The sequence below is a fragment of the Streptomyces sp. NRRL F-5650 genome (assembly GCF_000721365.1).
Taxonomy (GTDB): Bacteria; Actinomycetota; Actinomycetes; order Streptomycetales; family Streptomycetaceae; genus Streptomyces; species Streptomyces ardesiacus.
The window spans coordinates 1-340 of the sequence record NZ_JOGV01000172.1; the positions used below are offsets into that span (position 1 = coordinate 1).

Genomic DNA, 340 nt, shown 5'->3' on the forward strand with positions numbered 1-340 from the left:
CACGAACAGGTCCAGCTCACGGTCACGGGTCAGCTCGTGCAGGTTCCAGGCCCCGTCCACCTTCGGCCGCATCACCGACACCAACCGCTCCGCCGTCAGCCCCGTCACGACCCCGTCGTCCAAGGCACCCGCCGCATGCACCACACCACGCAGGCCCGGAATCCCGGCGATCAGCTCCTCCGCCGCGGCACGATCGGCCACGTCACAGCCGACCACCCGCACCTCGGCACCCAGACCGACGAGCTCCCCCACCAGCTCAACGACCCCCGGCGCGTCCTCACCACGCCGGCTCGCCAGCACGAGATCACGCACACCGTGCACCGCCACCAGATGCCGCGCC

At 71.5% G+C, this 340-nt stretch carries 1 protein-coding gene; it reads right to left on the reverse strand.

Features of this window, described 5'->3' with window-relative positions; genetic code table 11:
* Positions 1-340 (reverse strand): KR domain-containing protein (locus IG88_RS42205; protein WP_037837585.1); only part of this gene is annotated, 340 nt, incomplete at both ends.